At 68.3% G+C, this 25,804-nt stretch carries 24 protein-coding genes; 13 read left to right on the top strand and 11 right to left on the bottom strand.

What is annotated here, in order from left to right; translation table 11 throughout:
- Positions 1-14 precede the first annotated feature (14 nt).
- A complete protein-coding gene (locus ACM608_RS16040; protein WP_419684556.1) occupies positions 15-965 on the bottom strand; it encodes a zinc transporter ZntB in 951 nt (316 codons plus the stop codon).
- Entirely contained in the window at positions 962-1,717 is a 756-nt protein-coding gene (locus tag ACM608_RS16035) for an NAD(P)-dependent oxidoreductase (RefSeq protein WP_419684554.1), read from the bottom strand. Before ACM608_RS16035 ends, ACM608_RS16040 begins: the two co-directional genes overlap by 4 nt.
- A gap of 79 nt (positions 1,718-1,796) precedes the next feature.
- On the opposite strand from ACM608_RS16035, the gene thrS reads away from it, so the two are divergent.
- Complete coding sequence (gene thrS, locus ACM608_RS16030) at positions 1,797-3,794, top strand: threonine--tRNA ligase (protein WP_419684552.1); 1,998 nt, start codon at positions 1,797-1,799, stop codon at positions 3,792-3,794.
- A gap of 106 nt (positions 3,795-3,900) precedes the next feature.
- On the opposite strand, the gene ACM608_RS16025 is transcribed toward thrS, so the two are convergent.
- Positions 3,901-4,176, bottom strand: coding sequence for a hypothetical protein (locus ACM608_RS16025; protein ID WP_419684550.1), 276 nt, complete (start codon positions 4,174-4,176; stop codon positions 3,901-3,903).
- Between the two features lie 326 nt (positions 4,177-4,502).
- On the opposite strand from ACM608_RS16025, the gene infC reads away from it, so the two are divergent.
- Complete coding sequence (gene infC / locus ACM608_RS16020) at positions 4,503-5,042, top strand: translation initiation factor IF-3 (RefSeq protein WP_419684548.1); 540 nt, start codon at positions 4,503-4,505, stop codon at positions 5,040-5,042.
- A gap of 16 nt (positions 5,043-5,058) precedes the next feature.
- Here infC and ACM608_RS16015 read toward each other — a convergent pair whose 3' ends face one another.
- The 4 genes from ACM608_RS16015 to ACM608_RS16000 all read right to left on the bottom strand — a co-directional run bounded on the left by ACM608_RS16015 (position 5,059) and on the right by ACM608_RS16000 (position 8,076).
- Positions 5,059-6,612, bottom strand: coding sequence for a methyl-accepting chemotaxis protein (locus ACM608_RS16015; RefSeq protein WP_419684546.1), 1,554 nt, complete (start codon positions 6,610-6,612; stop codon positions 5,059-5,061).
- The gene (locus ACM608_RS16010) at positions 6,609-6,857 is read right to left on the bottom strand and encodes a hypothetical protein (protein WP_419684544.1); all 249 of its coding nucleotides are present in this window, start codon (positions 6,855-6,857) and stop codon (positions 6,609-6,611) included. The genes ACM608_RS16015 and ACM608_RS16010 overlap by 4 nt, the downstream gene beginning before the upstream one ends.
- A 93-nt stretch (positions 6,858-6,950) precedes the next feature.
- Entirely contained in the window at positions 6,951-7,307 is a 357-nt protein-coding gene (locus ACM608_RS16005) for a VOC family protein (protein WP_419684542.1), read from the bottom strand.
- 1 nt (position 7,308) lies between these two features.
- The gene (locus ACM608_RS16000; RefSeq protein ID WP_419684541.1) at positions 7,309-8,076 is read right to left on the bottom strand and encodes a CsgG/HfaB family protein; all 768 of its coding nucleotides are present in this window, start codon (positions 8,074-8,076) and stop codon (positions 7,309-7,311) included.
- A gap of 207 nt (positions 8,077-8,283) precedes the next feature.
- On the opposite strand from ACM608_RS16000, the gene ACM608_RS15995 reads away from it, so the two are divergent.
- Positions 8,284-10,938 carry a TonB-dependent receptor gene (locus ACM608_RS15995; protein WP_419684539.1) on the top strand — a complete coding sequence of 885 codons (2,655 nt, stop codon included), beginning with the start codon at positions 8,284-8,286 and terminating at the stop codon, positions 10,936-10,938.
- 100 nt (positions 10,939-11,038) lie between these two features.
- Here ACM608_RS15995 and ACM608_RS15990 read toward each other — a convergent pair whose 3' ends face one another.
- Both ACM608_RS15990 and ACM608_RS15985 read right to left on the bottom strand, forming a co-directional pair.
- Complete coding sequence (locus tag ACM608_RS15990) at positions 11,039-11,593, bottom strand: glutathione peroxidase (RefSeq protein ID WP_419684537.1); 555 nt, start codon at positions 11,591-11,593, stop codon at positions 11,039-11,041.
- 21 nt (positions 11,594-11,614) lie between these two features.
- A complete protein-coding gene (locus ACM608_RS15985) occupies positions 11,615-12,835 on the bottom strand; it encodes an FAD-dependent monooxygenase (RefSeq protein ID WP_419684534.1) in 1,221 nt (406 codons plus the stop codon).
- Between the two features lie 235 nt (positions 12,836-13,070).
- Between ACM608_RS15985 and ACM608_RS15980 the strand changes: the two genes are divergently transcribed.
- The 5 genes from ACM608_RS15980 to ACM608_RS15960 all read left to right on the top strand — a co-directional run bounded on the left by ACM608_RS15980 (position 13,071) and on the right by ACM608_RS15960 (position 18,822).
- Positions 13,071-15,401: a DNA translocase FtsK 4TM domain-containing protein gene (locus ACM608_RS15980; protein WP_419684532.1), complete on the top strand. Its 2,331-nt coding sequence runs from the start codon at positions 13,071-13,073 to the stop codon at positions 15,399-15,401.
- Between the two features lie 148 nt (positions 15,402-15,549).
- A complete protein-coding gene (locus tag ACM608_RS15975; protein WP_419684529.1) occupies positions 15,550-16,170 on the top strand; it encodes a LolA family protein in 621 nt (206 codons plus the stop codon).
- Positions 16,171-16,428: 258 nt separating this feature from the next.
- Entirely contained in the window at positions 16,429-17,235 is an 807-nt protein-coding gene (locus tag ACM608_RS15970; RefSeq protein ID WP_419684527.1) for an exodeoxyribonuclease III, read from the top strand.
- Positions 17,204-18,307, top strand: a complete 1,104-nt coding sequence (gene ribA, locus ACM608_RS15965; protein ID WP_419685249.1) for a GTP cyclohydrolase II — start codon at positions 17,204-17,206, stop codon at positions 18,305-18,307. The genes ACM608_RS15970 and ribA overlap by 32 nt, the downstream gene beginning before the upstream one ends.
- Positions 18,304-18,822 (top strand): L,D-transpeptidase family protein, encoded by a 519-nt coding sequence (locus tag ACM608_RS15960; RefSeq protein ID WP_419684525.1) that lies wholly within the window; start codon positions 18,304-18,306, stop codon positions 18,820-18,822. Before ribA ends, ACM608_RS15960 begins: the two co-directional genes overlap by 4 nt.
- A 140-nt stretch (positions 18,823-18,962) precedes the next feature.
- Here ACM608_RS15960 and ACM608_RS15955 read toward each other — a convergent pair whose 3' ends face one another.
- The gene (locus ACM608_RS15955; protein ID WP_419684523.1) at positions 18,963-19,622 is read right to left on the bottom strand and encodes a YggS family pyridoxal phosphate-dependent enzyme; all 660 of its coding nucleotides are present in this window, start codon (positions 19,620-19,622) and stop codon (positions 18,963-18,965) included.
- Between the two features lie 22 nt (positions 19,623-19,644).
- Here ACM608_RS15955 and ACM608_RS15950 point away from each other — a divergent pair, with 22 nt between their 5' ends.
- Positions 19,645-20,172 carry a thiamine phosphate synthase gene (locus tag ACM608_RS15950; RefSeq protein ID WP_419684521.1) on the top strand — a complete coding sequence of 176 codons (528 nt, stop codon included), beginning with the start codon at positions 19,645-19,647 and terminating at the stop codon, positions 20,170-20,172.
- A 143-nt stretch (positions 20,173-20,315) separates the two neighbouring features.
- On the opposite strand, the gene ACM608_RS15945 is transcribed toward ACM608_RS15950, so the two are convergent.
- Positions 20,316-21,032 carry a hypothetical protein gene (locus ACM608_RS15945; protein WP_419684519.1) on the bottom strand — a complete coding sequence of 239 codons (717 nt, stop codon included), beginning with the start codon at positions 21,030-21,032 and terminating at the stop codon, positions 20,316-20,318.
- A gap of 191 nt (positions 21,033-21,223) precedes the next feature.
- Between ACM608_RS15945 and ACM608_RS15940 the strand changes: the two genes are divergently transcribed.
- From ACM608_RS15940 to holA, 4 genes are read left to right on the top strand one after another with little or no spacing between them, the layout of a single operon-like run.
- Positions 21,224-21,664, top strand: a complete 441-nt coding sequence (locus tag ACM608_RS15940) for a DUF3576 domain-containing protein (protein ID WP_419684517.1) — start codon at positions 21,224-21,226, stop codon at positions 21,662-21,664.
- A 10-nt stretch (positions 21,665-21,674) separates the two neighbouring features.
- On the top strand, positions 21,675-24,197 hold the full coding sequence (leuS, locus tag ACM608_RS15935; RefSeq protein WP_419684515.1) for a leucine--tRNA ligase: 2,523 nt from the start codon (positions 21,675-21,677) through the stop codon (positions 24,195-24,197).
- Positions 24,194-24,685: an LPS assembly lipoprotein LptE gene (gene lptE, locus ACM608_RS15930; RefSeq protein WP_419684513.1), complete on the top strand. Its 492-nt coding sequence runs from the start codon at positions 24,194-24,196 to the stop codon at positions 24,683-24,685. The genes leuS and lptE overlap by 4 nt, the downstream gene beginning before the upstream one ends.
- Positions 24,682-25,704, top strand: coding sequence for a DNA polymerase III subunit delta (gene holA / locus ACM608_RS15925; RefSeq protein WP_419684511.1), 1,023 nt, complete (start codon positions 24,682-24,684; stop codon positions 25,702-25,704). The genes lptE and holA overlap by 4 nt, the downstream gene beginning before the upstream one ends.
- Positions 25,705-25,804: the final 100 nt, after the last annotated feature.

The following is a 25,804-nucleotide window of genomic DNA, read 5'->3' as shown; positions in this document are numbered from 1 at the left end:
ATTGCGTGTCGGCCTTACGCACGGAACCAGTGCTTCACCGTGAAGTATCCCACCACCGCCAGAGCGATGGCGACGCAGACTCCCACCACGCCCCAGAATGCCCAAGGTTCGTGCGCATAGGGAATGCCCTCCACGTTCATGCCGAGCAGGCCGGTCAGGAAGGTCAACGGCAGGAAGACAAAGGCGACGATCGAGATCAGCAGGCCACGCCGGTCGATCTCCTCGGCATGGAGATCGGTCAGCTGCTCGTGGAGGAGGGCCGATCGTTCACGGATCGCCTCCAGCTCCTCCGCCATCCGCGCCGCGCGGTCCGCCGCCTCGCGAAGATGAGCGCGGTCAGCCTCCTCGATCCATGGCAGGCTGAGCGTCGCCAGCCGCTCGATCGCCTCGCGCTGGGGGACGAGGAAGCGGCGGTATTCGATCGCCTGCGCACGGGCTGCGGTGATCTGGCGCCGCATCCGGTAGATGTCGGCGGCACCCAACTCACCTTCGCAGGCGTCCACCTCGTCACCCAGCCGCGCCACCTCCGGATCGAGGTCGCGCGTGATCTCACTGGCGAGGAGCGCGATGAGGTCGCCGGGATCGCGGATCTGGCCCGCCTCCATGCAGTGGCGCAGGTCGCGGATCGTGACGATCCGCCGCCGGCCGGTGGAGAAGACGCGGCCCGCCTCCGCCCAGAGGCGTACCGAGACGAGCGGGTCCTCAGCCGGGTCCTTGGCGCGGCCACGCAGGTTGACCAGCGCGCCCTCGCCCACGGTCGCCAGACGCGGGCGGGTCTCGATGGCGAAGAGCGCGTCCTCGACCGTTTCGGGAAGGGTGAGCCGCTCGCGCGTCCAGGCGCGGGCATCCTCGTTCCCCTCCAGATGAATCCACACGAAAACGTGTTCCCCCTTCGAGGCAACCGCCTCTTCCGGTTCGACGCTCCGCACCGTGTCGCCGAACAGGATGTAGGCGAATCCGTTCATGGGGCGAAATCCAGATCGATGTGCAGACCTGGCGGCAGGTCGGCGGGCGGTGCGTCGCAGGGGATGCGGGCCGCATCGGCGCGCGCGCGGACGAGAATGGCATCGGGAACTTCGGCGCGGTGGTAGACACGATCCGCCTGGCCCAGCAGCCGCGCGGTCCTGAGGGTCAGATCGTCGGGATCTGGCGAGGAGAGCCGTATCCTGACCAGACCTGTCGGAGCCGCTTCCCCTTCCGTCCAGGCGCCGACGCGCTCGGCCGCATCCTCTGCCAGCGGGTCGAGAGCGCCACCCTCCGACAGTGCCGCGTCGATCGCGCGGCGGCGATCGGCGGTATCCGGCCATCGCCCCCTGATGGCGGCCCGCGCTGCATAAAGGGCGTCCGCCAGAGCGCCGAGGCGCGCGGGCAGCATCGCCTCGATCCGCTGCCGAAGCGCCTTGGCGAGACCGGCGCTGCGCCCGGCGGTCGAAACGGCGATCAGCACCGGCGCGCGATCGATGATCGCCGGCATGGTGAAGTCGCAGAGTTCAGGACGATCCGGCACGTTGACCAGCAGCCCGCGCGACTGGAGGCGTGCAGCGGCTTCCTCCGGCGCGTCGAGCGCCACGACGGCGAGCGCGGCTTGCGCATCCTCACCGACGGCCACTCCGCCTGCCCGCTCGATCAGGCGGCGCTTGGCATCCGCCGCCTCGCTGTCGCCGATCAGGATGACGTTGCGTCGGCGAAGGTTCACGAAGATCGGCAAAGCGTCCACGACACAGGCTGTATCGTGCAAGCTGCGTCTTGGGGAGACCCGCCTTCCTTCCGGCTCCGCGCATCGCTATGTCCCCGCCATGACCCAGCTCCTGAAGATCACCCTTCCCGACGGCTCCGTGCGTGAGGTGCCGGCCGGCACCACCCCGGCCGACATCGCGGCGGCGATCGGGCCGGGCCTCGCCAAGGCGGCGCTGGCGGCGAAGGTGGATGGCGAGGTGCGCGACATCAACCGTCCGCTGGAGGCGGATGCGCAGCTGGCGCTGGTCACCGCCAAGGACGAGGCGGATGCGCTGGAACTCGCCCGCCACGACTTCGCCCATGTGCTGGCGGAGGCGGTGCAGAACCTCTTCCCGGGCACGCAGATCACCTTCGGCCCGGCGACCGACGACGGCTTCTATTACGACTTCGCGCCCAAGGAGCGGCCCTTCACCGACGAGGACCTGCCCGCGATCGAGGCCGAGATGCGCCGCATCATCGCCGCCGACGAGCCGCTGGTGCGCGAGGTCTGGCAGCGCGAGGAACTGATCCGCATCTGGCGCGAGCAGGGCGAAACGTTCAAGGCCGAATGGGCCGCCGAACTGCCGGGCGGCGAGGAGCTGACCGTCTACCGCGCGGGCAAGTTCTTCGACATGTGCCGCGGCCCGCATCTCGCTTCGACCGGCAAGCTCGACCCGGCGGCGTTCAAGCTGACCCGCGTCTCGGGCGCGTATTGGCGCGGCGACCAGAAGAACGCGATGCTCAGTCGGGTCTACGGCACCGGCTGGCTCAACAAGAAGCAGCTCGACGCCCATCTCACCCGGCTGGAGGAAGCGGCGAAGCGCGACCATCGCCGCATCGGGCAGGAAATGGACCTGTTCCACCTCCAGTCCGAGGCGCAGGGTTCGGTGTTCTGGCACCCCAAGGGCTATCTGATCTGGCGTCAGCTGGAGGCGTATATGCGCCGCCGGCTGGATGCGGCGGGCTATGACGAGGTCAAGACGCCGCAGCTGATGGACTCGCGCCAATGGGAGCAGTCGGGTCACTGGGGCAAGTACCGCGAGAACATGTTCGTCGTGCCGGACGAGGTGCCGAACACCGAGGACGAGGGCCCCGTGCTGACCGGCGAAGGCGACCTGATGGCGCTGAAGCCGATGAATTGCCCGGCGCATGTCCTGATCTTCCGCCAGGGCATCAAGTCCTACCGCGACCTGCCGATCCGCATGGCGGAGTTCGGCTGCTGCCACCGCAACGAGGCCCATGGCGCGCTCCACGGCATCATGCGCGTCCGTCAGTTCACCCAGGACGACGCGCATCTCTTCGTGCGCGAGGATCAGCTGGTGGGCGAGGTGCAGGCGTTCTGCGAGCTGCTCGACAGCGTCTACGCCGATCTCGGCTTCGATCATTATGCGGTGAAGCTGGCGCTGCGCCCCGACAAGCGCTTCGGCGACGATGCGATGTGGGACAAGGCGGAGGACGAGCTGCGCCGCGCCGTCATGGGCGCGAACATCCGCCAGTCGATCAAGGACGGGTTCGAGGAGCTGCCGGGCGAGGGCGCGTTCTATGCTCCGAAGCTTGAGTTTCACCTGACCGACGCGATCGGGCGGACCTGGCAGGTCGGCACGATGCAGTCCGACCGCGTCCTGCCCGAGCGGCTCGACGCGTCCTATGTCGGCGAGGATGGCGAGCGGCACCGCCCGGTCATGCTCCACCGCGCAATCCTCGGCACGTTCGAGCGGTTCCTGGGCATCCTGATCGAGCATCACGCGGGCAAGTTCCCGCTCTGGCTCGCCCCGGTGCAGGCAGTCGTCGCGACGATCGTGTCGGACGCCGACGACTATGCGGCGGAGGTGGTGGAGACGCTGCGTGCCGCGGGCATCCGCGCCGAGGCGGATCTGCGCAACGAGAAGATCAACTACAAGGTTCGCGAGCACTCACTCGCCAAGGTCCCGTACCTGCTGGTCGTCGGCAAGCGTGAGGCCGAGGAGCGGACCCTTGCGGTCCGGCCGCTGGGCGTCGATGCGCGGCAGCAGGTGTCGCCGCTGGCCGAGGTGGTGGCGACGCTCAAGGCCGAAGGCCGCGCCCCCGACCTGCACTGAGCGCCGGGCAAAAAGAAACCCGCTCTTGGCGAGCGGGCGGCAGGCTTCCTGGCAATTTTCGATCCGCAGCCCCTTCGCCGGGTGCTGCGGATCGGATCTGGCGCCATCAGCGGCGCTTTGCGTCGACGGTCAGGCCTTCGGCAGCCCATTCGGACTTGGTCTTGCACTCGCGGACGGGCAGGCGTGAGCCGGTATGCGTGCTGCTCAGGCAGAACTTGCGGTCTTCATTCGCCTGGGTGGGCGTCTGGCTGTAGCTGACGCCGGCGGCGGAGGCTTCGGCGGCCGGCTCGGCGGGGGCGGCGCTGGCGGCACCGACGAAACCGAAGGTGATGATCGCGGCGGCGGACAGAGCGGCGACGCGGACGGTGTTGGACGTGATCATGTGAAGTTCCTTCCCTCTGAATTTCTGCCGGCCTCACTGCCGACGCAGAGGAATTTGCATGGCTCGTGCCAATTGTCCGGCTCGAAGAAATACAGACACTTAGCTCATTTTCAGTCAGCCACGGCAACTTCCATGTGCTACGTAGCGGCGGAATTCGCTAACTCTCAGGATGAAGGAGACCCGCAGAAAGATTCTTGGTAGGCAGCGGGCGAGGGATGAGGCCTGCGCCTAGCTGCGCGCGGCCACTTCAAATATTTACGCCGAAGCCTTATATGCGCGTGGTACGGCATCCTGCCGGAACAGGAGAACGACCTATACGACCGCCCATGATGAGGCGCCCGCTAGGGCAGCCGCCGATGCCGCTGAACGGCCCCCGCTATAACGAGTTCATCCAGAGCCAGAAGGTTCGGGTGATCGACGAAGCGGGCGAGAACCTGGGCGTGATGTATACGCGTGAAGCGATCGAGCAGGCGGCGGAAGTCGGGCTCGACCTGGTCGAGATCAGCCCCAACGCCGATCCGCCCGTCGCCAAGTTCCTGGACATCGGCAAGTTCAAGTACGAGGCCCAGAAAAAGGCCAACGCCCAGCGCAAGAACCAGAAGACGCAGGAGATCAAGGAGATCAAGATGCGTCCGAACATCGACGACCATGACTATGAGACCAAGATGAAGAAGGTCTTCGAGTTCCTGGACGAGGGCGACAAGGTGAAGTGCACGCTCCGCTTCCGCGGTCGTGAGCTGGCGCATGGCCAATTGGGCATGCAGGTCCTGCAGCGGGTGCAGGCCGACACCGCCGAAGTGGCGAAGGTCGAGCAGTTCCCGCGCATGGAAGGCCGTCAGATGCTGATGGTGCTCGCGCCGAAGTAAGCGTGCTGGGCGGCGATCAGGCCGCCCGCAATCTCTTAACGAAGTCGCTGGTCGCACCCGTCAGCGCGTTGGCCGAGGTCAGCAGCGCGGTCGATGCACCGCGCACCTGCCTCGACAGACTTTCGGTCGATCGGGCGGCGACGGCGACGGCGGCGACGCGCCGGGCGATCTCGTCCGATCCGCCGGCCGTCGCGCGGGCATGTTCCTCGATCAGCGTCGCGGTTCGCCGCTGTTCCTCGATCGCCGATCGGATCGCCTCCGCCGCGACATCCAGCGAGGTGACGGCCCTGGCGATGTCGGCGAGACGACCCTCGGCCGCTCCCGCACCGTCATGGATCGCGGCGAGCAGGCTATTGATGCGCTTGGTGATTCCGGACGCCTGTGCGGATAGCTGCTTCACCTCGCCCGCGACGACCGCGAAGCCGCGGCCGGCATCGCCTGCGCGCGCCGCCTCGATCGTGGCGTTGAGCGCCAAAAGGTTGGTCTGCACGGCAACGCCATGGATCATGTCCACGAAGTCGCTAATGTCCGAGGTCTGGCGGGCAAGCGCGCGAACCGCCGTATCGCCATCCACCGAACTGCCCCGCGCGGCGACGCTGAGCGCGGTCTGCTGCTCGGCATTGCGGGCGATCTCCGCAATGGAGAGCGAGAGGTCACCGATCGCCCCCGCAACAGATTGCGCGCCCACCGACGCCAGGCCGGCGCTGTCGGCAGCGTCATGTGCCTGCCGGCCGGTCTCGTGCGCCAGGCGGTCGAGATCGGTGGCGAAGCCGGCGAGTTTGGTCGCGGCGGCGGCGATCGAGGCGGCGATTCCCGCGATCGACCGCTCGACATGATCGGCGACCTCGACCAGCTCGGCCTGCCGGGCGGCGCGCTGCCGCTCCTTCAGCGCAGCACTGGTGGCTGCCTCCGCGGCCGCGCGACGCTCGGCATCTTCGGCGGCGGCACGCGCGCTCTCGGCGTGGCGGTGAAGGTCGAGCGCACGGCACCGGGCGTCCTCGGCGGCAGCGGCAAGCCGGACGCTCTCCTCCCGCGCCTCCGCCTGTGCGGTGATGAGGGCGCGCAGGCGGTGGGTGACGTAGATCAGCGTCGCCGCCTGAAGGATGACCGCCAGCGCATGGACTAGCACCCGTTCGACGTTGCCCGCGCCGCTGAACACCAGGCCCGGAGCGACATAGTTAAGCAGCAGGTGGTGGACGGCGATGACGACGCTCGCCAGCACGATCGGCCGCCAGTCGAAGAGGATCGTGAGCGCCGGGAGCGCTACGAAGAAGTACATGTGCATGTCCAGCTGCCACGCGCTGCCGCGCATCAGGGCGACGAGGCCCGCCGGCTGGATCGACACTGCGATCGCTACGGATAGCCGCGCGGCAAGGTCGTGACGCCCGCGGGCGGCCATCAGCGCGGGGATGATGTTGACCATCGCCAGTCCGGTGATGATCGTCAGCTCGCCCGACAGGCTGGTCGCCGCTGCCAAGAGCGAAAGGAGGGCGGTGGAGACGCAGGCCGCCAGCGCCAGGAAGCGGACGTCCTTCAACCGGAGCTCGGCGATGTCGGACGCGGCGCTCACTGGACGCAGCCCCCGATGGCCGCCACAATCACGGCGCCATCCCCGATCCGGCGGGCGATCGCATCTCGTTCCCCCTCCACGATCAGGGCGCCGGGCAACCAGCCTCGCCCGACCAGTCGCGCATCGGCCGCGATCGCCGCGTCGGCCAAGGGCTGTGCGGACAAGGGCACCAGCATCATGCGCCCGGATGCGGGCGCGGCTCCGATGAATACGCAGAGTGCCGCCGCGCCGATTACGGCCTGCATCACCACGGTGCAGAGGACTGCGGAAGTTGGGGAGGTCATGCCCCCCAATGCCAGGCGCGGGTTAGAACAGTCCTAACGGGAACGAAAGAAATGTTAAGTGGTCGGCGGTTCCCACAGCTCGATCGGGTTCCCCTCCGGGTCATGGATGCGCGCGAAGCGGCCGTATTCGGCGGTGTCCCATTCGGGCTTGGTGATGATCTCGACGCCGGCCCCGCGAAGCTTGTCGAGCATCGTGTCGAGCCCCTCGACGCGGAGGTTGAGCATCCAGCGCTTGTCCGCGCCGAAATAGTCGCTCGCCTCCTTGAACGGCGAGAACACTGTCATTCCCGCTTCCTGGTTCCAGATGGCATCGTGCCCGGCGGCGATGCCCAGCATGTCGCGATACCAGGCGGTGAGCGCATCCGGGTCGGCGGCCCGGAAGAAGAAGCCGCCGATCCCGGTGACGCCCATGTTACTGCGCCTTGGGGGCGGCGGCGCTGGCATTCTCGGGCAGGCCGCCCAGCTGCTGCACCAGCTGCGTATACGCGTCGAGATAGGCGAGGACGATGACCTGGCCGATCTCGGTATCCTGATATCCGCCGCCCCCGACGCCGCCGAACACGCCGCCGCCGAAATAGCCGCCGCCACCGCCGCCGAAGCTCAGGTCCGACTTGCGGGCATAGCCTTCGGTCAGTCGCTCCTGCTCGGTCGTGCGGGCGTTGACGAGGGTCAGCGTGACGTTCGCTTCCTTCTTCTTCACGCTGATGCCGCCGGCGACCGCGCCGAGCAGGCCACCGCCAAAGGCGCCCACCAGGCCGCCGATGCCGCCACCGCCGGAGTTGCTGTTTTTCGACACGATGTCGGGCACGACGAAATAGTCGGCCGCCTTCACCTGGGCGCGGCCGATGTTCGAATTCTGCTGAAGCTCACCCGAATCGGCGAGCGCGCGTTCGATGTTGCGGCTCGCCAGCCCCTTGTTGCGGTCGACGAGGCCGAAGCAGCCGGACTTCATCACCATGACCTTGATGATCGCCTCCGGAGAGCCGAGGCCGAGCGCCTGCCACCAGTTGTTGTCCGGCTCGACGATGGCGATGGTGCCGAGGCGCTTGGTGCACACCGGGATCGAGGCCATGCCCTTTTCCTGCGCCTTGCGGCCGGAGGACTTGTCCGGCGCGGCGGCGGCGACGGTCGAGACGAGCAGCGCCGCGATCGACGCGGCGGCGACAAACTTCTTCAGCATCCGAATTCCCCTGTTGGCTCCCAACCCGGCCCGCTTACCGCGAATTACTGCGGCCGGTAAGATGGCGCGACGAAAGCGACGCTTAAGGCGACGGGTGTTCGGCGATCCCCAGCCGCAGTTCGGATGCGATCCTCGCCTTTGCAGAATTGTGTAGATCATTCTGCAAAGTCGGCCTAGGGCGCGCTCCGGCAAAGAAGGGGGACATCGATGAGGCATCTGCTTCTGGCGGGAACGATGACGGCGCTGCTGCCGATGGGCGCGGTCGCGGCGGATGCGCCGGCGGGCGACGCTGGCGAGATCATCGTCACCGCGCAGGGTCGCGATGAAGCCGCGAAGGAGGTGCCGATAGCGGTGACGGTGGTCGGTGCGGAGGCGATGCGGCGGACGGGTGCCACCGACATCCGCCAGCTGAACCAGCTCGTGCCGTCGCTGCTCGTCTCCTCCTCCTCGACAGAGGCGGCGGGTGCTGCCGCGCGCATCCGCGGCATCGGCACGGTGGGCGACAATGTCGGGCTTGAAAGTTCGGTCGCGACCTATGTCGACGGCGTCTACCGGCCCCGCGCAGGCGTGGCGCTGACCGAGCTCGGCCCGATCGAGCGGGTCGAGGTTCTGCGCGGGCCGCAGGGCACCTTCTTCGGCCGCAACGCATCGGCGGGTGCCATCGCCATCACCACCGCCTTGCCGAGCTTCACCGAAGAGGGCCGGGCCGAGGCGAGCGTCGGGAATTACGACTACCGCCGCTTCCAGCTCGGCCTCACCGGGCCGGTGAACGACGTGCTCGCCTACCGCCTCGACGGCGTGTGGACCAAGCGCGACGGATTCCTGAAGGATGTGGTGGCCGACCGCCGTATCAACGATCGCGACCGCTGGCTGGCGCGGGGGCAGCTTCTCTACCGGCCGAGCGACGATCTCAGCGTTCGCATCATCGCCGATTACGCCAAGCGTGACGAGGAATGCTGCGCCGGCGTCTACCTGCCGATGGCGAACCGCAGCCTGGGTCCGAACGGCAGCATCGTGACCGGCCCGTCCACGCTGGAGACGCTCTACCGCGATCTCGGCGCAACCATCGCCGACGATCCGTTCAGCCGCCGCACCGCACTAACCCCCGGCCAGACCAACCGCCAGGACGTGCGTGACGCCGGCATCTCGGCAGACGTCGACTGGACGCTCGGCGCGGTCACGATCCGCTCGATCACCGCCTATCGCGACTGGAAGTACACGCGCGGGCAGGACGGTGACTTCGGCCCGCTCGACATCCTCGTCCGCGCTGACGACGGCAGCGCGGGTTCCCGCTTCCGCACCTTCAGTCAGGAGCTGCGGGCGAACGGCACGCTCTTCAGCGGCAAGCTCGACTGGCTGGTCGGCGGCTATTACTCGAACGAGAAGCTGAAGACGCGTGACAATTTCCAGTACGGCGCGGACTACGGTCGCTTCTACGCCTGCTACCTCGCCGCGTCGCTCGGCCGTCAGATCGGCAATGCCGGGTGTCTCAGCGACGCGGCGCGCGCCAATCTCGCGAACCCGGCGGGCAGCTTCGGGGCGGCGGGCGCGACGCTGCTCGGCGCTTTCGACCGGCTCGCCTCGATCCCGGGCGGCGACGGCGGGGTGGATACCTATCGTCAGGACACGCGCAATTGGGCGCTGTTCACGCACAACGTCTTCCGTGTCACCGATCGGCTGAGCCTCACCGGCGGTCTCCGCTATACGCACGAGCGCAAGCGGCTGGCCGGCGACCTGAACGGCAGCGCCACCGGTTCCGCCGCCTGCCTCGGCAACCTCGCCGCGCGTGACGCGATCCTCGCCGATCCCACCTCACCCGCTGCCGCGCGCAGTCTCGCGGGGAGCCTCGGCGGCCTCAGCTGCATCCTGACGCCGATCGTCTCCGCCGACATTGCCGACCGGCAGAGCGACGAGCAGTTCACCGGCACGGCTGCCCTCAGCTACCGCCTCACCGAGGCGCTCACCGCCTATGCGATCTGGTCGCGCGGCTACAAATCGGGCGGCTACAATCTCGACCGCGCGCCGCTCTCCGCCGCCGCACCCGACGCCCGCTTGCTCCGCTTCAAGCCGGAGAAGGTGGAGGCGTTCGAGGTCGGCGCGAAGTTCGCCAGCACCTTCATCGACGTGAACGCCGCCGCCTTCCTTCAGCGGGTGCGCAACTTCCAGCTGAACGCCTTCACCGGCGCGAGCTTCGCGGTCGAGAACATCGCCGGGTGCAGCGATCTCTCCGGCGGGGCGGGCACCGATTCGGACAACATCGCCGGCAACGGTGCATGCGCGGGCAAGTCGAAGCCCGGCGTGATCTCCAAGGGTGTCGAGGTCGAGATGGCGATCCGCCCGCGCGTCGACGTGGTGCTGAACCTCGGCGGCACCTATGCCGACACGCGCTATGCCGACGACTTGACCGGGGCCGAAGGCCGCCCGCTCGGCACCGGCTTCTTCCAGCTTCCCGGTCGCCGCGTTTCCAACGCACCCGCCTGGGTGCTGACCGGCGGCGCGGGGTGGACGCCGGATCTCGGCCACGGCCTGACCGGGCTCTTCTACGGCGACGTGCGCTACCAGAGCCGGATCAACACCGGTTCCGACCTCGACCTTGAAAAGGTGCAGGGCGGCGTTGCGGTGGTGAACGCGCGGATCGGCATCAGCCACCCGGCGCAGGGCTGGTCGGTCGAACTCTGGGCACAGAACCTGCTCGACGCCGACTATATCCAGGTCGGCTACGACGCGCCGGGTCAGCCGGGCGGCGCTTTCAACACCGCGCGCGGTGTGCTCTCGGGCTATCAGGCGGTGGCGACCCAGCTTCACGGCGTGCTGCTGGCGGAGCCGAGAACCTGGGGGCTGACGGTCAAGACGGTGTTCTAACCCATTGCCGCCGTGCTCCTGCGAAGGCAGGAGCCTAAGCGCGACGGTGGTTCCAAAGGCTCCTGCTTTCGCAGGAGCACGGTTCGGGTGGAACTGGTCCTTAGACCGTCTCGCCCTGCAGCTCGGTCTCGATCGCCCGAACAACGCTTTCGTCATCCGGCGCGGTGTCGGGGGAGAAGCGGGCGACCACCTCGCCGTCGCGGCCGATCAAGAACTTCTCGAAGTTCCAGAACACATCGGTGTCGGACTTCGGCGTGATGCCGTAGCTCGCCAGCTTCTGCTTGAAGCTGTCGTCCTTGAAGGTGGCGTGCGGCTGCTGGCGGATCAGCTCGTCATAGAGGGGGTGGCGGTTCTCGCCGGTGACCTCGATCTTGGCGAACATCGGGAACTTCACACCGAAATTTGTGGTGCAGAAGGTTTCGATCTCCGCCTCGGTCCCCGGCTCCTGCGCGCCGAAGTCGTTGGCGGGAAACCCAAGCACCTCGAAACCCCGATCCTGATACTTCTCGTAGAGCTTCTCCAGGCCCTCATATTGCGGCGTCAGCCCGCATTTGGAGGCGACGTTCACCACCAGCAGGACCTTGCCCGCATAGTCGCCGAGCGTCGCGGGCGAACCCTTGATGGTGTTGAGGGGGATGGTCTGCAGATCGGCCATATGTCTCTCCTTCGAATCGGTTCAGATGGTGAGGCCGCGCAGGAGCTGGGGCAAGCTGCCCGTTTCGCCCCGCGCCTCGGCCATGAAGAAGTTGCGGGCGGGCGCGAGCCGCTGCACGCCCCGCATTCCGAAGCGGCGGATTGCCGAGGCGGCGCGGCCGGGCACGCCGAAGAGCCGCGTCAAACTGTCTGTCGCCATCGCCACCATGAAGGTGTCGAGGCCCCGCCAGCGCTCGTACCGCGCGAGGAGCTGCGCATCGCCGAGATCGAGGCCGAGCCGCGCACCCTCGATCAGCACCTCGGCGAGAGCCGCGACATCGCGGAAGCCGAGGTTGAGGCCCTGTCCCGCAATCGGGTGGATGCCGTGCGCCGCGTCGCCAATCAGCGCGAGCCGCGTGTCGGTGATCCGCGCGGCGTGATGGAAGCCGAGTGGGTAGCTGGAGCGCAGCCCCGCCACCTCCAGCTTGCCGAGCATCCTGGACATCCGCTTCTCCGCCTCAGCGAGCCATGCGCGATCGGAGAGGGTCGTCCAGGCCGGCGCATCCTTCGCATCCACCGTCCAGACGATCGCCGAGCGATGCCGGCCTTCAGCATCGTCCAGCATCGGCAGGATCGCGAACGGCCCGGCGGAATAGAAGATTTCGTGCGCGACATTGTCGTGCGGGCGCTCATGCGCGACCGCCCCGATCTGCGCGACATGATCGTACTGCCAGCGCGCGACGTTGATGCCAGCGGCGGCGCGGGTGGGCGAGTTGCGCCCCTCTGCCGCGATAAGCAGCGGGGCCGCGATCTCGGTGCCGTCCGAGAGGGTAGCGCGCACACCGTCGAGGTCACGCGTCACTTCGACAGCCGAGGCGGGCTGGCGGAGGGTGACGTTCGCCGCCGCCATTGCCGCCTCGTGCAGGGTCCGGCGCAGCACCCGGTTCTCGACCATGATGCCGAGCGGCCCGTCCTCGCGATCGGCATCGAAGACGAGGTCGCGGGGCTTGCCGCTGTCGCTGACCGCGATCGTCCAGATCGGGCAGCCCTGACCCTCCAGCCGATCCGCCACCCCGATCGCCTCCAGCATCCGCCAGCTCGCCGAGGCGATCGCCGACGCACGCCCGTCGAAGCCGGGGGCATGGAGGGTGGCCGGATCGGCCGGATCGACGACGATGCTGGTCAGCCCATGCGCGTCGAGGGCAAGGGCCAGCGTCAGGCCGACCAGCCCGCCGCCGAGGATAATGACGTCGCTTTGTTGCATGGGGCGGTTGTAGCGAGGCTTCGTATGGCCGTCACCCATCCTCCCCATCGCAGATGGGGAGGGGGACCAGCGAAGCTGGTGGAGGGGCCGGCGTAGCCGGTGCACCGCCGCCCCTCCACCACTCGCTGCGCGAGCGGTCCCCCTCCCCACGCTGCGCGTAGGGAGGATGTAAGAGGCACACTTGACGCCCGCCCCGCCCCAAGCGACTCTCGCGCCGGAACAAGGGGCGAACGCGATGGCGAGCATTCCGATCGGCGACGCGCCGCAATGGCGCGACAAGGCAAGGCGCGGTGCGGCGCGCGGCGGTGCGCTCCTCGCCGCGGTGATGCTCGTGCTGCTGACCATCGCCATCGCCGTCGCGCTCGTCAGCTTCCGCGCCAGCGACGCCAGCCTGAACACGGCGGCGGGCACAGCGACCGCCAACCTGCTCGGCCCGATCGGCGCCTGGGTGGCGGATGCGATGCTGACCTTCGCCGGCCCTGCCGCCGCGCTCGTCCTTCCCGTCCTGCTCCTCACCGCCGTCAGGATCGCACGCGACGATCCCGCGCGCGGGTGGAAGCGGGCGAGCTTCTGCACCCTCGCCGCCATCGTCTTCACCGGCCTCGCGATCGGCTGCGTCGCGACCTATTCGGTCCCCGGCCTGCCGGCGAGCTGGGGCGGGGTCGTTGGCATCGCCGGCGGCTGGGGTGTCGAGCGCGCCCTTGGCTTCATCCCCGATCCGATGGCGCAGGCGATCACCCGCTACGTCGTCTTCGGCCTGTTCGCGACGGCGGCGGCCGGCTTCTTCTTCTGGGGGCTGGCGCTGGACGAGACCGAGCGGGCCTGGCTGTTCCGCCGCCGGCAGCAGGACTGGGTCGAGGACGAGGAGTATGAGGACGACGCCGAGGAGCCGGCCGCCTTCGTGGAGGACGAACCCGAGCCCGAGCCTCGCCCGACTCGCAAGGGCCGTCGCGCCGTCACGCCCGACCCCGAGCGCCCGGTCATCGCCGACCCCCGTCCTCAGGCCGCGCAGGTCAAGGCCAAGGACCGCCAGCCCGCGCTCGATTTCGGCGACGGCTTCCGCCTGCCGCCGCTCGACCTGCTGAAGGAGCCGCCCGCCGCCGCTACCGTGCCGATCGACAAGGCCGCGCTGGAGAAGAACGCCCGCCTCCTCGAAAGCGTGCTGGAGGACTTCCACGTCAAAGGCCGCATCGTCGAGGTCCGCCCCGGCCCTGTCGTCACCATGTACGAACTGGAGCCCGCATCCGGCATCAAGGCCAGCCGCGTCATCGCGCTCGCCGACGACATCGCGCGCAACATGTCGGCGCTCTCCGCGCGTGTGGCGGTGATTCCCGGCCGCACCGTGATCGGCATCGAACTGCCCAATGCCAAGCGCGAGGGCGTGGTGCTGTCGCAGCTGGTGGGATCGTCCGCCTTCCAGGATCTCGGCGCGCAGCTGCCGATGGTGCTCGGCAAGAACATCGCGGGGGAGCCGGTAGTCGCCGATCTCGCGCCCATGCCGCACCTGCTGGTCGCCGGCACCACCGGCTCGGGCAAGTCGGTCGGCCTCAACTGCATGATCCTGTCGCTGCTCTACCGGCTGACGCCGGACGAGTGCCGGATGATCATGATCGACCCCAAGATGCTGGAACTCAGCATCTACGACGACATTCCCCACCTCCTCTCGCCGGTGGTGACCGATCCGCCCAAGGCGATCCGCGCTCTCAAATGGGCGGTCGAGCAGATGGAGGACCGCTATCGCATGATGGCCTCGATCGGCGTGCGCGGCCTCGCCTCGTTCAACGAGAAGGTGCGTGCGGCCAAGGCGCGCGGCCAGTCGCTCGGCCGCCGCGTACAGACCGGCTACGATCAGGAGAGCGGCCAGCCGGTCTATGAGGAGGAGAAGCTCGACTACGACGTGCTGCCGCAGATCGTGGTGATCGTCGACGAGCTGGCCGACCTGATGATGACGGCCGGCAAGGAGGTCGAGTTCCTGATCCAGCGGCTGGCGCAGAAGGCGCGCGCGGCGGGCATCCACCTGATCATGGCCACGCAGCGCCCGTCGGTCGATGTCATCACCGGCGTCATCAAGGCGAACCTGCCGACCCGCATCAGCTTCGCCGTCACTTCCAAGATCGACTCGCGCACTATCCTGGGCGAACAGGGGGCCGAGCAGCTGCTGGGCAAGGGCGACATGCTCTACATGCCCGGCGGCAAGCAGATCGCCCGCGTCCACGGCCCCTTCGTCTCGGACGAGGAGGTGCGCGCCATCGCCGACTTCTGGCGCTCGCAGGGCACGCCCGACTACATCTCCGCCGTTACCGAGGAGCCGGAGGACGGCGGCTTCGCGCTTGACGGCGCGCCGGAAGGCGACGATTCGCCGGACGAGCAGCTCTACCGCAAGGCCGTGCAGACGGTGGCGGAGAGCCAGAAGGCATCGACCAGCTACGTCCAGCGCCAGCTCCGCATCGGCTACAACTCCGCCGCCCGCATGATCGAGCGGATGGAGAAGGAAGGGCTGGTCGGCCGCCCCGACCATGTCGGCCGGCGCGAGGTGCTGATCGATACGGACGGGCGGCCGGTCTGACGCAGAAGCCGTCACCCCAGCGAAAGCTGGGGTCGTGTCGAGCGGAGTGCCCCGGGTCGAACGATCCCAGCCTTCGCTGGGATGACAACAGGGACACGGAACCTCCGGGTTCAGAGGCCATTCAACGCCCGACCTCTACTGCTACCTCATGACCCGGAACCTCATGCTCAAAGCCCTCGCCCCGATCGCCCTCGTCGTGGCGGCACCCGCCATCGCGCAGACGCTCACGCCGCTCGCGCAGGTCAGCGCGCATCTGCGGGCGGTGAACACCATGACCGCCGATTTCGCGCAGACCGACCGCAGCGGTAAAACGCTGACCGGCACGCTCACCCTGCAGCGGCCGGGCAAGATCCGCTTCCAGTACCAGAAGGGCGTGCCGTTGCTGATCGTCGGCGACGGCAAGGCGCTGACCATGATCGACTATTCGGTGCGGCAGGTCTCGCGCTGGCCGGTCGGTGATTCGCCGCTGTCGATCCTGATCGATCCCAGCAAGGACCCGAGCAGGTTCGCCAAGGTCGTTCCCTCCGGCCAGCCCGGGCTGCTGACCGTGCAGGCGCGCGATCCGAAGCATCCCGAGTTCGGCACCATCACCATCGCCTTCCGCAAGTCGCCATCCGCTCCCGGCGGCTTGATCCTCGACGGCTGGACCACCCTCGACGCGCAGAACAACCGCTCCACCGTTCAGCTCTCCGGCCAGCGCTTCAACGTGCCGGTCGCGGCGAACAGCTTCCGCTGGGTCGATCCGCGTCCGCGCGGGCGTAATGGTTGACCGCATGGCTGATCGTTCATGCTGCTGACAGGAAGGTCGGACTAAAGAGGGTCTCAAGCGGTCGGGCGCGTTGCGGGGATTCCCCCTGTTGCCCCGCATGTCCCGATCCGCCTCGCGTGACGAACGCCAGGTCGGCCCTCGCTCCAAGCCCCCGGAGCGGGGGCCTTTCTTGTTTCAAGTTCCGGTTCGGCTGCGCCGAACCGCAGGGGGTCTCACAAGCTGGCGAAACCCGCGCCCAATCGCTACATCGCGCGCGCAATGTCAGACAGCCCTCCCCCGACGCTCAAGGTCGCATCCTGGAACATCAACTCGGTCCGCATCCGCATGGACAGCATCGAGCGGTTCGTCGCCGATGAGGCGCCGGACATCCTCTGCCTCCAGGAAACCAAGGTCGTCGACAAGGATTTCCCGGCCGGCCTGTTCCGCTCGCTCGGCTACAGCCACCAGATCCTTCACGGCATGCCGATGTACCACGGCGTCGCGATCCTTTCGAAGCTGCCGATGCGTGAGGCGACGCGGAACGACTGGCAGGACAATGGCGAGGCGCGGCATGTCGGCGTCCTCCTCGACTTCGGCCTCCGCATCGAAAATGTCTACATCCCCGCCGGCGGCGACGTGCCCGACCGCACCGTCAATCCCAAGTTCGGGCAGAAGCTGGACTTCGTCGAGCGGATGACCCGCTGGGCCGAGGATTTGCGCCAGCCGACGCTGATCGTCGGCGATTTCAACATCGCGCCGCTGGAATGCGACGTGTGGAGCCACAAGCAACTCCTCGACGTCGTCAGCCACACGCCGGTCGAGATCGAGGCGCTGACCAGGTTCCAGGCCAGCCACGACTGGGTCGATCTCGGCCGCCAGTTCGTGCCCGCGCCGGAGCGGCTGTTCACCTGGTGGAGCTATCGGTCGAACGACTGGACCAAGAACGATCGCGGCCGCCGCCTCGACCATATGTGGGCGAGTCCCGACGTCGCCAAGACCGCCATCGCGCACAAGGCGCATGAGCCCTGCCGCGGCTGGCTGCGCCCGTCCGACCATGTCCCGATCGTCACCGAGTTCAACCTTTGAGCCTGGACGCGTGAGCGGAAGGCGGGATGTCGCGCGGGCGATCGATGCCTGTCGCCGCGGCTGGCCGGTGCGGATCACCGGCGCGGATGGCGCGATCGTGGTGCTACCGATCGAGAGCGCGGACGATGCGCGGCTCGCCGCCTTCGATCAGCACGCCCAGGCCGACATCCTGATCTCCGAGACGCGCGCGGTGACGCTGAAGCTGGCCAACCAGATCGAGGCGGCGACGCCCGGCCCGGTGCGGGTGGCGCGGCAGAGCTGGATCGACCTGCCCGGCGCGGTGGCGATCGCCGACCCCGCCCTCGATCTCGCGACACCCCTCAAGGGACCGTATCGCGCGATCCCGCCCAAACCGCATCAGCCCCATGCGGCGGCGCTGACTCTCGCCCGGCTTGCCGGATTGCTCCCCGCCTTCTTCGTGGCGGAACACGCGGGCGACATTGCGGTGGTCGTCGGCGCGGCCGACATCCTCTCCTTCGAACAGCCGCTCAACCTCGCCATCGCATCCCGCGCCCGCCTGCCGGTCGCAGCGGCGGAGCAGGCGGAGATCGTCGCCTTCCGCTCCGCCGAGGATGCGGTCGAGCATGTCGCTTTGGTGATCGGCGCGCCCGACGGACAGCCGCCGCTCGTCCGCCTGCACAGCGAGTGCCTGACCGGCGACGCGCTCGGCAGCCTGAAATGCGATTGCGGCCCGCAGCTCGACGCCGCGCTCCACGCGATTGCGGCGAGCGGCTGGGGCGTGCTCCTCTATCTGCGGCAGGAGGGGCGGGGCATCGGCCTGGTCAACAAGCTGCGCGCCTATGCCCTGCAGGATCAGGGCTTCGACACGGTAGACGCCAATCTCCGCTTGGGCTTCGGCATCGACGAGCGCGATTTCGGCGTGGCGGCGCGGATGCTCTCGCTGCTCGGCCAGGATCGGGTGCGGCTGATGACCAACAATCCGTCGAAGGTCGCGGGGTTGGAGGCGCAGGGGATCGCCGTCGCCGAACGCGTGCCGCACCGCATGGGCGACAACCCGCATAACCACCTCTATCTCGCCACCAAGCGCGACCGCACCGGCCACGCGATATGACCCGGATCATCGTCGATACGCTGACGGGCGTGATGACGGTCGAGGCGAACGGTATGTTGTGCAGCATTCGGTGCAGCATCGGCAAGGGTAGCGCGGTGTCTGCGGCCGAGAAGCGGGAGGGCGACGGCGCGACCCCGCTCGGGCTCTGGCCGATCCGCCGCGTGCTTTTCCGGCCAGACCGCGCCTCGGCGCCTGAGGGTCTGACCCTGCCGTGGGCGTGGATCGAAGCGGACGACGGCTGGTCCGACGACGCTGCCGATCCCGCCTACAACACCGCCGTCAAACACCCGCACCCCTTCTCCGCCGAGCGTTTGGTCCGGGATGACGGGTTGTACGACGTGATCGTCGTGCTCGGCTACAATGACGACCCGCCCGTGCCGGCCAGGGGCAGCGCGATCTTCCTGCATTGCTGGAATGAGGGGAAGCCGACCGAGGGTTGCGTCGCGGTGGCAAAGGCCGAGCTGCTGGCCATCCTGCCGGACCTCGCGGCAGGGGACGCGGTCGAGATTATCTAAATCCTCCCTGCGCGCAGCGCGGGGAGGGGGACCAGCGAAGCTGGTGGAGGGGCCGCCGTTGCAAACAGCGGTTGCGCCACCGCCCCTCCACCACGCCGCTTCGCGTCGCGGTCCCCCTCCCCATTTGCGATGGGGAGGATTTATCTCGCCCCAAACAACGCCGTACCCACCCGCACGCACGTCGCCCCCAGCATCACCGCCGTCTCGAAATCCTCCGACATGCCCATACTAAGCCCCGCCAGACCGTTTCGCTTCGCCAGTTCGGCGAGCAGTGCGAAGTACGGCGCGGCCTCGGTACCAGCCGGCGGAACGCACATCAGCCCGATCACCGGCAGGTCCGCGGCCCGCGCCTCGCCCAGTAACGCTGGCAGATCGCCGATCGCGCAGCCGCCCTTCTGCGCCTCTTCCCCGATATTGACCTGAATATAGCAATCCGGCCGCTTGCCCGCCGCGTCCATCGCCCTGCCGAGCGCCGCGACCAGCGACGGGCGGTCGACCGAATGGATCACGTCGAACAGCCCGACCGCCTCCGCCGCCTTGTTCGACTGCAATTGTCCGACCAGATGGAGGCGGATGCCTGGTGTCGCGGCGATCAGCGCGGGCCATTTCCCCTCCGCTTCCTGCACCCGGTTCTCGCCGAAGCTGCGGTGCCCGGCGGCGATCAGCGGCGCGATCTCCTCCGGCGTCCGGGTCTTGGAAACGGCGATCAGCTCGACCTCCTCGGCTTCGCGCCGGGCGAGCGCGGCGGCGGCGGCGATGCGGGTGGTGATCTGTTCGAGCGGGGTTTCGTCTGCCGGCATGGCGCGGGCTATAGGGTCCGCCATGCACCCGCGCCAACCCATTCCCCGCCTGTGGATGATGACCGACGAGCGTCAGGGTAAGGGCCTGTTACCAGCGGTTAAGAGGCTTCCGCGCGGGGCGGGAATCGTCTTCCGGCACTACAGCCTGCCGCCCCGTGAGCGTCGCGCTCTGTTCGAAGCGGTGCGCCGCGCCGCGCGCGGGCGGCTGGTGCTGGTGCTGGCAGGCTCGGCGCGGCAGGCGGCAGCATGGCGGGCGGACGGCTGGCATGGACCCGCGACGGCGCGGGCAAGCCGCCCGATGCCCCACAGCGCAAGTGCCCATAACGCTCGCGAGGTCAGGCGCGCGGCCGACATCTTGTTCCTGTCGCCGCTCTTTCCGACGCGCTCACACCCGGGCGGGCGGGTTCTCGGCCGCACCCGATTCGCGGCACTGGCCCGGCAGGCGCGCGTACCCGTCATCGCGCTCGGTGGCATGACCCCCCGGAACGCGCGCAGGTTGGGCGCTCTGGGCGCAAGTGGCTGGGCAGCCATCGACGGCCTGATCCGCTAACCACGCCCAATGTGCTCCTGCGAAAGCAGGAGCCTAAGCGCTAATCCCTTGATGAGGTCATCGCACCAAGGTTCCCGCTTTCGCAGGAACACGGGTGAAGATAACGATCCCGTTCCGGCTTGGTCGAAAGACCGACCATCAACTCAGAACTTGAAGGCCGTCCCCACATAGACCGCCTGGCTGTCGCGGCGGTCGTCGGCGAAGGCATCGAGATGCTCGCGCTGGATCTTGTAGCGCAGGCCACCGGTCAACTCGAGGTTCTTGGCGGGCGAGAAGCTGCCGCCGAAGTCCACGGCGTAGCTGTCCTGCGCATCGACCGGCGTGTCGTTGCCGACGCTGCGGTCGCTGCTCACGCCCAGGCGCGTGCTCCAGCGCTTGCCGAGATAGGCCAGGCCGAATTCGGCAACATCGCGCCGGCCGGGGACGATGCTGGTGTCGATCCGCGCCACTTCGCCGGTGACGGCGAACCGCTTCCAGCCCACGCCGACGCCGAGGTTGTAGGCGATCGGATCGAGCTTGGTGTTCTCGGCCAGGGCGGCGACGGCGGGCGAGCTGCGCCGGGCGAGCGCCGGCTTGGCACTGCGCGCCCGCACGACGACGTTGACCGCCCGGTTCCTGCCGGTCGCGCCCGATGGCGTGAAGCGGAACTCGTCGGCCGCACCCATGCCGCTATGCGCGAACAAAGCGGCGGTACGCGGGTCGGCGGCGGCGGGCGTGAACGACCCGATGCCACCGACCTGCGCGATACCGGCGACGCGCTTTTTCGCGTTCTTCGAAGAGGCTACGGCAGGAGACAGGACGAGCGAAAGCGCGGCCAGAACCGCACCCCCCTTCGTCACAATGCCCCGACTCGTACCCATTGACCGGCACCCTCTCCCACTGCGGCGGCGTCTACCACGCAGAAAACTCATTGCACATGCAAGTTGCCCTGCTCGCCGCGAAAACGGCCGATTGTTGCAGGATATCCACAGCGGTTCGGCGTCGCTTGCGGGCGGCGGGTGAACTTCTATAACGGCGCACCGCCCTTGCGCCTCATATCGGGACCATATTCATGCGCTCTTTCGCCCGCATCGCTGCCACCACCACGTTCGTCGCGGCGATGGCGATCAGCCTTTCGGCATGCGGCGGCGGCAAGGAGCGGGTGGCCCAGATCGCGCCCGGCACCATCAAGCAGATCGGCGTCAACTCGTATCTCTGGCGCGCCGCGCTCGACACCCTGTCGTTCATGCCGCTCGTCCAGTCCGATTCGAACGGCGGCGTCATCGTCACCGACTGGTACGCCAATCCGGCCAGCCCGGCCGACCGCATGAAGCTGACCGTCACCATCCTCGACCAGGATCTGCGCGCCGATGCCGTCCGCGTCGCGGCTTTGCGCCAGGTGCAGCAGAACGGCCAGTGGGTCGATGCGCCGGTGCAGGCGGCGACCGTGCAGAAGCTGGAGGACATCATCCTCACCAAGGCGCGCGACCTCCGCCGCACCTCCGCCCAGTAAGGACGCCGACATGTCGCGTGAACCGTCGCGCTTCAATCCGCAGGTCGCGGATGCGCGCTGGCAAAAGGCGTGGGCGGAGGCGGAGACCTTCAAGGCCGACGACCACAGCGCCAAGCCCAAGAGCTATGTGCTGGAGATGTTCCCCTATCCGTCGGGGAAGATCCACATGGGCCATGTCCGCAACTACACGATGGGCGACGTCCTCGCCCGCTATCGGCGGATGACCGGGCATGAGGTGCTGCACCCGATGGGCTGGGACGCCTTCGGCATGCCGGCCGAGAACGCGGCGATGGAGCGCGGCGTCCATCCGGGCCAGTGGACCTACGCCAATATCGACTCGATGAAGGCGCAGCTGAAGCGGATCGGCTTCGCACTCGACTGGAGCCGCGAGCTCGCCACCTGCCACCCCGACTATTACGGGCACGAGCAGGCGCTGTTCCTCGACCTCTACGAAGGCGGCCTCGTCTACCGCAAGGAGAGCGCGGTCAACTGGGACCCGGTCGACATGACCGTGCTCGCCAACGAACAGGTGATCGACGGGCGCGGCTGGCGCTCCGGGGCGCTGGTCGAGCGGCGCAAGCTCAGCCAGTGGTTCCTGAAGATAACCGACTTCGCCGAGGATCTGCTGGCCGGGCTGCAAAGCCTCGACCAATGGCCCGACAAGGTGAAGCTGATGCAGGAGAACTGGATCGGCAAGTCCAAGGGCCTGCGCTTTACTTTTACCATCCTCCCCAGCGAAGCTGGGGAGGATCTAAAGTCCTTCGACGTCTACACCACCCGCCCGGACACCATGTACGGCGCGTCTTTCGCAGCGATCGCGGCGGATCACCCGATCGCCGTGGCGCTCGCCAAGGACAACGCCGAACTCGCCGCCTTCCTGGACGAGTGCCGCGCCACCGGAACGGCGGCGGCGGAGGTCGAAACGGCGGAGAAGAGGGGCTACGACACCGGCCTCAAGGTCATCCACCCGCTCGATCCCGATTGGACCCTGCCGCTCTACGTCGCGAACTTCGTGCTGATGGAATACGGCACCGGCGCGATCTTCGGCTGCCCGGCGCATGACCAGCGCGATCTCGATTTCGCGCGCAAATACGGCCTGCCCGTCGATCGCGTCGTCGCCCCCACACCCGAACAGGCGGCCGAGCCGGTCGGCGACGAGGCGTATACCGGCCCCGGCTTGATCGTGAACAGCCGCGATCTGGACGGCCTCTCGATCGAGGACGCCAAGGCGAAGGTCATCGCCCGCGCCGAGGCGGAGGGCTGGGGCACCGGCACCACCGTCTGGCGCCTGCGCGACTGGGGCGTCAGCCGCCAGCGCTATTGGGGCACGCCGATCCCGATCATCCATTGCGAGGCTTGCGGCCCCGTCGGCGTCCCCAAGGACCAGCTGCCCGTCGTCCTGCCGGAGGATGTCAGCTTCGACGTACCGGGCAACCCGCTCGATCGCCACCCGACGTGGAAGCATGTCGACTGCCCGAAGTGCGGCAGCCCGGCGCGGCGGGAGACCGACACGCTCGACACCTTCGTCGATTCCTCGTGGTACTTCATCCGCTTCGCCAGCCAGCCGAAGGACCAGCCGTTCGACCGCGCGATCGCCGAGCAATGGCTGCCGGTCGGCCAGTATATCGGCGGCGTCGAGCACGCGATCCTCCACCTCCTCTACGCCCGTTTCTGGACCCGCGCGCTCCAGCACATCGGCAAGATCGGCGTCGCCGAGCCGTTCACCGGCCTCTTCACGCAGGGAATGGTGACGCACGAGACGTACAAGGACGTCGGCGGCAACTGGCTCTCCCCCGACGAGGTGCGCGACGGCCGCCAGATCTCGACGGGCGCGCCGATCACTGTCGGCCGCGTCGAGAAGATGTCGAAGTCGAAGAAGAACACCGTCGATCCGACCGGCATCGTCGACCAGTACGGCGCGGACGCGGTGCGCTGGTTCATGCTCTCCGACAGCCCGCCCGAGCGCGATCTGCCGTGGAGCGAGGCGGGGATCGAGGGCGCTTGGCGCTTCGTCCAGCGCCTCTGGCGGCTGGTCGATGCGGCGGGGCCGGGCGACGGCGAGGACATGGACCTCGCCCGCAAGCTCCACCGCACCATCGCCGGCGTCGCCGAGGATATCGAGGCGCTGTCCTTCAACAAGGCCGTCGCCAAGCTCTACGAGCTGACCAGCGCGATCGAGAAGGCGAAGCCGTCCGATACCCGTGTCGAGGCGCTGGAGGCGATCGTCCGCCTCGCCGCCCCGATGATCCCGCATGTCGCGGAGGAAGGCTGGGCGCGGCTCGGCCGCCACGGCCTGGTCGCCGACGCGCCCTGGCCGGTGGCGGACCCGGCGCTGCTGATCGACGATCAGGTGACGATCGCGGTGCAGGTCTCCGGCAAGCTGCGCGATACCATCGCCGTCGCCAAGGGTGCCGCGCGCGGCGATGTCGAGGCTTTGGCCCTCGCTTCCGAGAAGGTGCAGCGCGCGTTGGACGGCGCGACCCCGAAGAAGGTCATTGTCGTGCCCGATCGTTTGGTGAACATCGTCGCATGATCCGCAAGCTCGCCATCGCCCTGGGGCTTCTGACCCTCCCCGCCTGCGGCCTCCGCCCGGTCTATGGCGGCGGCACGCACGGCGCGGTCGCGACCGTGCTCTCCTCGATCGAGGTCGCGACGATCCCCGACAAGGCCGGCTGGATGATGCGCAACGCGCTCACCGACCGTCTCCGCGCCGCCGGTCCCGACACCCCGCGCTACCGGTTGCAGGTGACGCTGGACGACCGCATCGACGGCTTCGGCGTCCGCAAGGACAATGTCACGACGCGTGAGCGCCGCACGCTCCGCGCCCGCTATCAGCTGGTCGAGGCGGCGACCAACGCCGTGGTGCTGGACGCCACCGCCGCCTCGGATGCCGGCATCGATGTCGTCAGCTCCGAATATTCGGTCATCGCGGCGGAGAACACCGCGCTCGAAAACCTGACGCAGGACGTCGCCGACCAGATCATCGCGCGCCTCGCCCGCTACGCCTCCAGCAGCGCATGATCGTCAAGCGGGGCGAGATCGAGCGGGCGCTCGACCGGCCCGCCGGCATCCGTCTCTTCCTCCTCTACGGCCCCGACGAATCGAGTTCGCGCGCCCTCGCTGACCGGCTCGGTAAGGGCCTCGGCCCCGATGCCGAGCGCATCGACCTGTCCGGCGCGGTGCTGAAGGGCGATCCGGCGCGGCTGGCCGACGAGGCTGCGGCGATCTCGATGTTCGGCGGCCCGCGCTACATCCGCGTCGATCCCGCCGGTGACGAATCCGTCGAGGCCGCCGCCGCGCTCCTCGGCCTCACCGCCACCAGCGACCCCGTGGTCCTCATCGCCGGCGCGCTCCGCAAGGACTCCAAGCTCCTCAAGCTCGTCGCCGACCACCGCGAGACGATGGTCTTCGTCAGCTATGCGCTGGAAGGGCGCGAAGCCGACCAGCTGGCGATGGACCTCGCCCGCGCCGAAGGGCTGGAGATCCGCCCCGACGCTGCCCGCCGCCTTGTCGATGCCGCAGCCGGCGACCGCGCCGTGCTGGCCAGCGAAATCTCCAAGCTCGCTTTGTATGTCGATGCCGAGCCCGGCGGACGGGTCGAGGCCGGGCATGACGCGCTCGACGCCCTCCTCGCCAGCGGGGACGAGGGCGATCAGGGCGCGCTGATCGACGCTGTTCTCGACGGCCGCGCCGATCTCGCCCAGGCCGAACTCGCGCGATTGGGCGCGAACGGGACCGAAGGCATCCCCATCCTCCGCGCGCTGGAACGCAAGCTCCTCCTCCTCGCCCGCCTGCGCGGGGAGGTGGACCAGGGCAACGCCCCGGCCGTAGTGGTCAAGGCGCAGGGCAAGGCGATCTTCTGGAAGGAACAGGATCGCGTCACCCGCCAGCTCGCGCGCTGGCGCGGGCCGGAGATCGCCCGCGCCCTCGACCGCGTCCTCTCCGCCGAACGCGCCGTGATGTCCTCGCGCGGCCCCGGCACCATCGCCGCCGATGCCGAGCTGCTGGCCATCGCCCGCTTCGCCGAACGGCTTCGCTGATCATCGAAAACCCGCAGACAAACTTCGGATCGATCGACTGGATCGATCAGAAGCATCGGTATTAACAATTTCCGATCGTCACGATCCCGGCCTATCTACG

Origin of the sequence: Sphingomonas sp. ID0503 (genome assembly GCF_048565625.1) — a bacterium.
Classification (GTDB): Bacteria; Pseudomonadota; Alphaproteobacteria; order Sphingomonadales; family Sphingomonadaceae; genus JBLZUR01.
The sequence above is the reverse complement of the archived record's forward strand: the minus strand, read 5'-3'. Positions and strand labels throughout refer to the sequence as shown.

Coding starts and splice junctions, on each gene's coding strand:
- ACM608_RS15980 (WP_419684532.1), top strand. CDS start 13,071: ATGGCGAGCATTCCGATCGGCGACGCGCCGCAATGGCGCGACAAGGCA.
- ACM608_RS15940 (WP_419684517.1), top strand. CDS start 21,224: ATGCGCTCTTTCGCCCGCATCGCTGCCACCACCACGTTCGTCGCGGCG.
- ACM608_RS15945 (WP_419684519.1), bottom strand. CDS start 21,032: ATGGGTACGAGTCGGGGCATTGTGACGAAGGGGGGTGCGGTTCTGGCC.
- ACM608_RS15950 (WP_419684521.1), top strand. CDS start 19,645: ATGCACCCGCGCCAACCCATTCCCCGCCTGTGGATGATGACCGACGAG.
- ACM608_RS16040 (WP_419684556.1), bottom strand. CDS start 965: ATGAACGGATTCGCCTACATCCTGTTCGGCGACACGGTGCGGAGCGTC.
- ACM608_RS15960 (WP_419684525.1), top strand. CDS start 18,304: ATGACCCGGATCATCGTCGATACGCTGACGGGCGTGATGACGGTCGAG.
- infC (WP_419684548.1), top strand. CDS start 4,503: ATGATGAGGCGCCCGCTAGGGCAGCCGCCGATGCCGCTGAACGGCCCC.
- ACM608_RS15995 (WP_419684539.1), top strand. CDS start 8,284: ATGAGGCATCTGCTTCTGGCGGGAACGATGACGGCGCTGCTGCCGATG.
- ACM608_RS15990 (WP_419684537.1), bottom strand. CDS start 11,593: ATGGCCGATCTGCAGACCATCCCCCTCAACACCATCAAGGGTTCGCCC.
- ACM608_RS16005 (WP_419684542.1), bottom strand. CDS start 7,307: ATGGGCGTCACCGGGATCGGCGGCTTCTTCTTCCGGGCCGCCGACCCG.
- thrS (WP_419684552.1), top strand. CDS start 1,797: ATGACCCAGCTCCTGAAGATCACCCTTCCCGACGGCTCCGTGCGTGAG.
- ACM608_RS16010 (WP_419684544.1), bottom strand. CDS start 6,857: ATGCAGGCCGTAATCGGCGCGGCGGCACTCTGCGTATTCATCGGAGCC.
- holA (WP_419684511.1), top strand. CDS start 24,682: ATGATCGTCAAGCGGGGCGAGATCGAGCGGGCGCTCGACCGGCCCGCC.
- ACM608_RS15955 (WP_419684523.1), bottom strand. CDS start 19,622: ATGCCGGCAGACGAAACCCCGCTCGAACAGATCACCACCCGCATCGCC.
- ACM608_RS15985 (WP_419684534.1), bottom strand. CDS start 12,835: ATGCAACAAAGCGACGTCATTATCCTCGGCGGCGGGCTGGTCGGCCTG.
- ACM608_RS16000 (WP_419684541.1), bottom strand. CDS start 8,076: ATGCTGAAGAAGTTTGTCGCCGCCGCGTCGATCGCGGCGCTGCTCGTC.
- ACM608_RS16025 (WP_419684550.1), bottom strand. CDS start 4,176: ATGATCACGTCCAACACCGTCCGCGTCGCCGCTCTGTCCGCCGCCGCG.
- leuS (WP_419684515.1), top strand. CDS start 21,675: ATGTCGCGTGAACCGTCGCGCTTCAATCCGCAGGTCGCGGATGCGCGC.
- lptE (WP_419684513.1), top strand. CDS start 24,194: ATGATCCGCAAGCTCGCCATCGCCCTGGGGCTTCTGACCCTCCCCGCC.
- ribA (WP_419685249.1), top strand. CDS start 17,204: ATGTCCCGATCGTCACCGAGTTCAACCTTTGAGCCTGGACGCGTGAGC.
- ACM608_RS15975 (WP_419684529.1), top strand. CDS start 15,550: ATGACCCGGAACCTCATGCTCAAAGCCCTCGCCCCGATCGCCCTCGTC.
- ACM608_RS15970 (WP_419684527.1), top strand. CDS start 16,429: ATGTCAGACAGCCCTCCCCCGACGCTCAAGGTCGCATCCTGGAACATC.